The sequence below is a fragment of the Shewanella sp. AS1 genome (assembly GCF_021412565.1).
GTDB lineage: Bacteria > Pseudomonadota > Gammaproteobacteria > Enterobacterales > Shewanellaceae > Shewanella.
Map to the genome: position 1 here is coordinate 1 of NZ_JAKCLJ010000019.1, position 7,733 is coordinate 7,733.

Consider the following 7,733-nt stretch of genomic DNA (forward strand, 5'->3'; position numbering starts at 1 on the left):
GCGCAGCTTCTAATTTGAACTCTGCACTGAATGTCGGTCTTGTGTTCTTCATTTCTACCACCTTTTTTCTGGAAGTGAGTCTATCACTTCGTCTATTCAGGTGGCCAAATTCACTATGCCACTACAAATAACTTTACATTGGCTCTGGTAATTAATAGAAAACTTACAGAAAACTTCTACATCATGAATCAAATACTTAGCATCCTGAATCAACTTGATCGCAACATAAAGAAAGGTGTTGTCAAATTCATTATCTGAACTACCAGTAGCAAACCTTATTTCAACATTTTCTCTGTCAATATAGGCACCTACACTATAAAGTAATTCAAAATAATTTTTTTTTAAATCTTCAGCGTCAAAAGGTTCATTAATTGTTTTAGGTTGATTTTTCAACAAATCATTTGGGAGTTGATCGAGCAAAACCAACATGTCAATCAATTTGGGATCAATTTCATAATCCCCCTCGGATGCACGAGGATAAAACTTACTATGTGCGTATCTCAAATCAATATTTGTATCTACTCGCTCCGAAAGATACTTTGTAAATTCTTCAATGTGCTTATAGTAATTTGAAAAGACATTTTGAGCATTTGTTACTCTTATTTGCTCTTTCGTTTGTTCTGAACGGTGGTTGGCAGCTAATAGCGCGATAATGGGAATAATTAAAGCTGATATACCAAGAGGAAATTTAAAAATAGAAATGAACGAATTAAAACCATTATATGACAAGTCTAACTCTAAGTTCGACTTATAAATAATAAAAGCTGTGCTTACACATGATAACAACAAAAAAGTAGAAACGGTAAACCACACTATTGGTAAACTCAAAAAGCTTTTATTTGGGTTAAACATCTCTGACTTGATCATTTTCACCAATCCATGCAAATGAATAAAAACTAATGCAAAACATCATGTTGAATCGCCACTACTTCACTAGACACTTTGTAGCATTACTGAAATTTGGTCAACAGGACAGTACCAAGCAGAGCTAGTTCAGTCATGCGAAACACGGAAAGGGGCAAAAACGAGTCAGCTATAACTCGTTTCGTACCAGATGCAGGCAGATGAAATATTCAGTGTAGGTGCAGCTGAGGGTATCGAAAACAGGATGTTTTCGTTAAGCGGCCATGGCCGAAACTGTTCCCGACATTTTTCGGCATTTCCACCATCCATGGAGGTCAGATGATTTCGCAGAGCGGCCACGGATGGCGTAAAGCACCCCGAAGCCGCATCTGCACAAAGGGAGCCGCAGGTTAATAGCTAAAAATGCCTAACGGCTAGCCAACCAAGTCCTCACCGTTATTCCAAGGCTCAAAACCATCAATGCCCAATGGCATCCAGGTGCTGGATCAGATACATCCTGATCTCAGTAGGAGTCTGACTGACCCAGAAACCACTGGTATAAGCAATCAGCGGGATCATGAACAGCAGGGCGATCAACATTATGGTGAGTCCGCGCGCCGAGAGCTTGATGCCGTTGCGGGTGCTGAAATGCAGCGCCTCTTGCTTCTTCGGGCAGGCGGAGATACAGCGCATGCAGGCCTGACATTCATCGGAGCGGACCACTGCTTGCTGATGTACCTTGATATTGGCCGGGCAGGCGCGGGTACATTTGTCGCAGTTCAATCCCTTGGTGGTGATCAGGCAATGCTGCTGACTGCGGCGTATCTTCAGGGGGCTGGCAAAGCTTAAGATCCCAAGCAGGCCGCCATAGGGACAGATGTAGCGGCAAAACCCCTGCCGACGCCAGGCGGCGAGGAACAGGATCAAGCCGAAACAGGCCAGGGTGATAAGTCCTGGTGTGATAAAGAAGAGTGCCATCTTCAGATCGGCAATCTTATGGTAACGGCCTTCAAGATAGTGGGGGATTGCGGGTGAAGGCATGCCAGAGATAATATAAATCAGGCCGATTAAAATCAGGTATTTCACCATGCGTAGCGGCCAGTCGAGCCAGGCGGGTGGCGTAAACTCGCGTTTAATCAGGCGTTTTCTGAGTTTATACAGGTATTCCCCTGCTAATCCTAATGGGCAGGCCCAGCCGCAAAACGCCCGTTTACAGAGTAATCCTGTGAGTAATACTACGAACAGCATCACTGCTGCGGCCGGGTGGTGTTGATCCCAGATACCAAGATTAATAATGGCTTTTAATATCAGGCCACCGGCGATGGGGAGAAAGGCATCACCGACATCGGGACGCATCAACCAAGGGGTGACGCCCATGCTGAGCATGAGGCTGTTTGCGGCAAACTGGGCGCCGACCAGTAACATGGACAGGGCCAACAGGTGCTGGAACACTTCCCTAAGTTGATTGGGCCTGACTTCGCCCTTGGCTAGTTCAGGTTTGGATCTGTTGAGTAATATCAGACTGGCTGTGGCGATAAGCAGGGCAATAAAGAAGGGCCAGTAGAGGGTAAGGGTCAGCGCCGCGATAAGTAGCCCTGCACTTGCCAGAGCGCCCCATTTTTTCCCGCTCCAGTAGAGTAGGCTGATGCCATAAACCAGCGCCAATATAAGTGTTAATGACTCGATACTGCTCATCTTTTAGAAAACCCAACCAAGGACTTGTGTCAATGAGAACATAATGATTGACTAAAGTTCGCTTGAGTTTGTGGGAGTGTGCACTAGCTCTCGCAAAATGGACCTTGGGCGAGTGTTTTAGTGATAAATGTTGTAACTCAAGCGATTAATGGTTCAACAAAGTTAGCAGGCCCATGGTTTTGATCGGCCTGCTGGTGTTAGGTGTGATAGGTTGAGTTGATGGGCGCGATTAAAAGGGGGCGGCTCTGAATTTTGCCGCGTCTATGATGCACCAGAGGTGGATGATGACGGCGACTATGCCGGGGACGATAAGCCACCAGAGTGCATAGCCCGCAAGCGTAATAGCACAAAACATCAGCGCCGCGAGTAAGCGACCTTGAACCAATTGCCCCAGTCCCGGAAATAAAAAACTGCCCAGCGCGGCGATAACATTACCTGTAGAACCTTGTTGTGACATCTATTTTTTCCCTACACTTGTATCAAAGCTTGATAAACTTGTAATCTAGATTACGCAGTTTATACCATCTGAATCAAGAGAATATCGTGATTAAAAAAGTCGATTTAAGCTTATTTCGCTCCACTCTGTCAGCCATCTGGGAATTTCTGATTCATCTGAAGCAGCGTTTAGCTGAAGATCAGATCAATATGCGTGCAGGGCATCTTGCTTATGTCACCCTACTGTCGCTTGTGCCTATGGTGGCGGTGACCATGTCTATGCTGTCGGCTTTTCCTGTGTTTAAAGGGATCCGCAGTCATATCGAGGCTTTTATCTATGAAAACTTTATTCCTTCGGCTGGGGACAGTGTGCAGGTGTACATTAATGAGTTTGTCGCCAACGCCTCTAAGGGAACCGCTGTGGGGATAGGCGCCCTAGTCGTGGTCGCCATTCTGTTGATTTCCAATATCGATAAATCCCTCAATGGGATTTGGCGAACCACAGAGAAACGCTCTGTGGTAGTTTCATTTTCTATGTATTGGATGGTACTGACCTTAGGGCCAGTGTTGATGGGGGCGAGCCTAGTGGCGACCTCCTATGTGGTCTCCCTCAAGCTGTTTAGCGGAACCGATTTCAGCGGGGTGATCCCCTTGTTGGTTCAGCGTCTGCCGATGTTTTTCTCTGTGGCGACATTCCTGCTGATCTATATGGTGGTGCCTAACACTAAAGTCAAATTTTTCCATGCCTTGCTGGGGGCGATTGTCGCTGCCATGTTGTTTGAGTTTGGTAAGAAAGCCTTTGCATTTTATCTAACGGAGTTCCCTACTTACGAAGCGATTTATGGGGCGTTGGCAACTATCCCTATCCTGTTTTTATGGGTTTATCTCTCCTGGACCATAGTGCTGATTGGCGCTGAGATCACTGCGGCCTTGCCTGAGTATCTGGATAAACGTTTACTGCCCCTGTATGAGGAGGCGTTATCGTCCGAAAGTGAGTCCACACCCGCAGCGCAGGATAAGGTCGGTCGCAAAGAGACTCAGAAGTGAGTTCACTCGCAGTTCATCCTTTAATTCGACAGGACTGGTTGGACGTCGGCGATGGGCATAGACTCTTCCTGGCCCAATATGGTGACCCACAAGGGGTTCCTGTCTTGTACCTCCATGGCGGCCCGGGTGATGGTTGCAGTGGTGATGAGCTGACACTCTTTACCGATAAAGATGTGCATATTTACATGCTGGATCAGCGTGGGGCGGGGCGCTCCAGACCCTGTTGCATGCTGACCAACAACGATCTGCTGAGTCTGTTGCAAGATATTGAGAGGGTACGTCGCTGGTCCGAAGTTGAGCGCTGGTGTCTGCTCGGTGGCTCGTTCGGTGCCACCTTAGGTTACCTCTACAGCTGTATCTATCCTGCTAGAGTCCTGAGCCAGGTCTATTGGGGCATGTTTATCCCCTCGGCCGCTGGGATGCGCTGGCTCTATGGCGATCGCGGCGCCGCACAGTTATTCCCAGAAGCCTATCAGTGCTTCAACCCTCAGGGCGCGCCGGATCTCGCGGCCCTGTTTGAGCAGTTTGAGCAGGGCTTTAATCATGCAAAGGCCGATGTGAGAGAGGAGTTTTTGCAACGCTGGCTCAATTGGGAGCTGACTTTGGCGCAACCACAAAGGCCCGTCGAACAGCCGATATTTGAGCCGAGCCGAGTGCTGGCAAGGCTCGAACTGCATTATGCTAGGCACCATTATTTCGGAGCCTATCCCCTGCTGAAAAAGGTGGCGGGCGAGTTACAGGCGCCGACTGTGATCCTGCAAGGGGAGCAGGATTGGGTGTGCCCGGCACAGTTGGTGGATGATTTTCTCACCCAATATGGCCCGGCTAAACTGGCTTGCCGTCTGGTAACACTGGGCGGCCACAGTTTCACCCAGGAAGATATGGGTGAGGCGATCGCTCAGGCGGTGCGGCAGATGGTCCGCTATGTAAAATGTTTATAAGCGTCAGCAAGTAGTAGGAGTGGTAAGTGATTGGATTAGTTCAGCGGGTAAAGCAGGCGAGTGTGACGGTCGAGGGGCAATGTGTCGGCGCCATCGAGAAGGGCCTGTTGGTGTTGCTCGGTGTCGAGATGGATGATGATCTGGCCAAGATGGAGAAGCTGGCACACAAGGTGATCCATTATCGTATGTTCAGCGATGAAAATGACAAGATGAACCTCAATGTGCAGCAAGTTAGCGGCAGTCTGCTGGTGGTCTCCCAGTTTACCCTGGCAGCCGATACCTCCAGAGGCTTGCGCCCCAGTTTTGCCGAGCGCGCGGCTCATCCTGAGAAGGCGTTAGCCCTGTACCAGGCCTTCGTCGAGTATTGCCGCGAGAAGGGGCTGGTGGTGGAAACCGGTGAGTTTGCCGCCGACATGCAGGTGAGCTTAGTCAATGATGGTCCCGTCACCTTTAACCTGCAGGTATGAGTATGAGCCAAGCCATAACCGAATTATTGAGCGAGCTAAAACAGACCTGGCATAGCACTATCCCGGTCAGCGAGTTTATGCAGATCTGCCCTGAGTCTTACCTTGATAATCAGTTTTTTGTGACAGCGCCCTTGGCGCCCAATATCAACCTGCACCAGACCATGTTTGCTGGCAGCATCTATACCCTGATGACGCTAACGGGTTGGGGGGCTGTCTGGATTAATCAGCGGCTGAGTCGGGTCGAGGGGGATATAGTGCTGGCTAAGGCTGACATTCGTTATCTTGCGCCTGTGACAGGCTCGCCTGTGGCTAAGGTGGATTGGCCGAGGGTGGATATGAAGGCGCTTGCTCAGGGGCAGCGAGTGAAAGTGGCCCTGACGGTGAAACTCTATTGTGAAGATAGCTGCTGCGCCGAGTTTGAGGGCACTTATGTGAGCCTGCCTGTCGGCTAGGTCTGGCAACTGGGGATAACATGCGCGGCATAAAGAGTCATTAATTTTGCGTCTGAAGGTGATGGGAATTGATAAGCAAACCCTTCAAGTCAGGGACGGCTTGATGGAGCTTCAGGGATGAATTTATGCGTGTTTGCGTTCGATTCCCGTTGCCATTTATCAGGTATGAGGTGCTCATGGGCTTCATTTGCCTTCGGGGATAACTCATCTCTTAGATCATCTGACCTCCAGGGATGGAGGAAATGCTAAAAAAATGTCAGGAACATTTTTAGTACATGTATAAACCCCCCTCTTAGGCCATCTGACCTCCAGGGATGGAGGAAATGCTAAAAAATATCGGGAATATTTTTGGCCCTAGCCTTCGGGGATAAATACATCCATGTATAAAAAAACCCACTCGGAAGTGGGTTTCTTAGCACTGGACTCGGGTCGGGCTCAGATTATCCTTTTGGATAGGGGTGAGCCACGCCTTTGTGACAATCAACACAAGTCTTACGCTTGTCAGCATCTTTCTTGAAGTTGCTTTCGTGCATTCTCTTCGCCATCTTCTTCATAGTTTCTGGCTGGTTCTCGTAGATACGAGTGTGACAGTGTTGGCAGTTTGCGCTGTCGGTATCACGGAAATACTTAAGTGCTAAATCAGCTTGCTCTTTACGGTTTTCGTCTAACCATTCTTGGGTGTTGAAGCCATCGATAGTGAGGAAGCCGTAGAGATCTTTAGATACGATAATTTTCTTGATTAAATAATCAACTGGGCCGTGTGGAAGGTGACAGTCCTGACATTGTACTGTAACACCCGCGCGTCCACCGCCGTGAGCCGAAGTTAACACTTCATTTTTTAATGAGTGGTTGCTGTGACAAGTCATACAGAAAGCATCTGTACTGGTTGCATGTAAGGTTTGTTGGGTTGCGAAGTAACCTACAACACCAACAACAATACCAACCACTAACAGGGCCAATATTGAGTATTTCGCGCTTGGTTTGAATAGTGCACGCCAGTTCATCACTCTATCTCCAAAATATAAAAATATATAATTTTAATTACTTCATCTCTGTAGCTGGGAGTATAACCAGAACGGAATCAGAGTTCTGGCTTTAATACCGCAAAATGAGAGCTAGCTCTAACTCTGTTTGATATAAGCAAATAATTTTATTTTGCGTAATATATATTCATATTTACTAAAGCTAATTCATAGATAGCCTTATAGCAAGTTCAGTCGAGTGTTAAGAGCGAAACATACTGAAGTAAATAGTGAATTTTGTGTGATTTAGTTCACGATTTGATCCTTGCTAGGGATTTTTAGCCAGTGAGCTTGAACTATTCCGAGTCTATTACGTCTAGATAGATACTGGCCAGTGCGCCATGACTCTATTCTCTCTGTGTAAACCTAATCTCTGTGTAAACCTGAGCGTGTAAACATGAGTGTGAAAATCTGACTTTTATGAAAACATGTGCAATAAAAGTGCTATTTATTCTTATCTTAACAGGCCAGTTTATCCTGACGCCTGCGATGGGAATGCCCATTGCCTTGTTATCATTGCTTCATAATGACAGTCAAATATCGATGACGATGCCAGCTATGGATGCCGGTATGGATACGATGCGCCATGAGGGTGCTCTGTGTTCCATGACTCACCAGGATGTCGGTACATTAGCTAAACTCGATTGTCAGTCTCTGTGTGACAGCGTCGGCGGTGGTCATTGCGTCGCACACTTTGGGTCTGTTTGTAGTGGTCAACTAAAATTGGCCACGGTTTTGTATTCAAGCCAGTATCTTCGCTCTGACTCATTGGGTGTCAGCCCACCGTTATATTGATGTGGTCTCAGCTGACTGTAATACCCCGTCACATAT

The 7,733-nt window shown here is 47.5% G+C and carries 8 protein-coding genes; 4 read left to right on the plus strand and 4 right to left on the minus strand.

What is annotated here, in order from left to right:
• Positions 1 to 96: 96 nt before the first annotated feature.
• The 3 genes from LZP69_RS15765 to LZP69_RS15775 all read right to left on the minus strand — a co-directional run bounded on the left by LZP69_RS15765 (position 97) and on the right by LZP69_RS15775 (position 2,995).
• Positions 97 to 867, minus strand: coding sequence for a hypothetical protein (locus LZP69_RS15765; RefSeq protein WP_234201678.1), 771 nt, complete (start codon positions 865 to 867; stop codon positions 97 to 99).
• Positions 868 to 1,320: 453 nt separating this feature from the next.
• Complete coding sequence (locus tag LZP69_RS15770) at positions 1,321 to 2,538, minus strand: 4Fe-4S binding protein (RefSeq protein ID WP_234201679.1); 1,218 nt, start codon at positions 2,536 to 2,538, stop codon at positions 1,321 to 1,323.
• A gap of 229 nt (positions 2,539 to 2,767) precedes the next feature.
• Positions 2,768 to 2,995, minus strand: coding sequence for a hypothetical protein (locus LZP69_RS15775; protein ID WP_234201680.1), 228 nt, complete (start codon positions 2,993 to 2,995; stop codon positions 2,768 to 2,770).
• An 86-nt stretch (positions 2,996 to 3,081) separates the two neighbouring features.
• On the opposite strand from LZP69_RS15775, the gene LZP69_RS15780 reads away from it, so the two are divergent.
• The 4 genes from LZP69_RS15780 to LZP69_RS15795 are packed head-to-tail and all read left to right on the plus strand — an operon-like array spanning position 3,082 to position 5,880.
• Positions 3,082 to 4,020: a virulence factor BrkB family protein gene (locus LZP69_RS15780; protein WP_234201681.1), complete on the plus strand. Its 939-nt coding sequence runs from the start codon at positions 3,082 to 3,084 to the stop codon at positions 4,018 to 4,020.
• Positions 4,017 to 4,961 (plus strand): alpha/beta fold hydrolase, encoded by a 945-nt coding sequence (locus LZP69_RS15785; protein ID WP_234201682.1) that lies wholly within the window; start codon positions 4,017 to 4,019, stop codon positions 4,959 to 4,961. Before LZP69_RS15780 ends, LZP69_RS15785 begins: the two co-directional genes overlap by 4 nt.
• Positions 4,962 to 4,987: 26 nt before the next feature.
• Positions 4,988 to 5,428, plus strand: a complete 441-nt coding sequence (gene dtd / locus LZP69_RS15790; RefSeq protein ID WP_234201683.1) for a D-aminoacyl-tRNA deacylase — start codon at positions 4,988 to 4,990, stop codon at positions 5,426 to 5,428.
• Between the two features lie 2 nt (positions 5,429 to 5,430).
• Entirely contained in the window at positions 5,431 to 5,880 is a 450-nt protein-coding gene (locus LZP69_RS15795; RefSeq protein ID WP_234201684.1) for a thioesterase domain-containing protein, read from the plus strand.
• 440 nt (positions 5,881 to 6,320) lie between these two features.
• Here LZP69_RS15795 and LZP69_RS15800 read toward each other — a convergent pair whose 3' ends face one another.
• On the minus strand, positions 6,321 to 6,884 hold the full coding sequence (locus LZP69_RS15800; protein ID WP_234201685.1) for a NapC/NirT family cytochrome c: 564 nt from the start codon (positions 6,882 to 6,884) through the stop codon (positions 6,321 to 6,323).
• Positions 6,885 to 7,733: the final 849 nt, after the last annotated feature.

Bases quoted from the DNA above. Each gene is read 5' to 3' on its own strand.
- LZP69_RS15795 (WP_234201684.1), top strand. From the start codon at position 5,431: ATGAGCCAAGCCATAACCGAATTATTGAGCGAGCTAAAACAGACCTGG.
- LZP69_RS15765 (WP_234201678.1), bottom strand. From the start codon at position 867: ATGATCAAGTCAGAGATGTTTAACCCAAATAAAAGCTTTTTGAGTTTA.
- LZP69_RS15775 (WP_234201680.1), bottom strand. From the start codon at position 2,995: ATGTCACAACAAGGTTCTACAGGTAATGTTATCGCCGCGCTGGGCAGT.
- LZP69_RS15800 (WP_234201685.1), bottom strand. From the start codon at position 6,884: ATGAACTGGCGTGCACTATTCAAACCAAGCGCGAAATACTCAATATTG.
- LZP69_RS15770 (WP_234201679.1), bottom strand. From the start codon at position 2,538: ATGAGCAGTATCGAGTCATTAACACTTATATTGGCGCTGGTTTATGGC.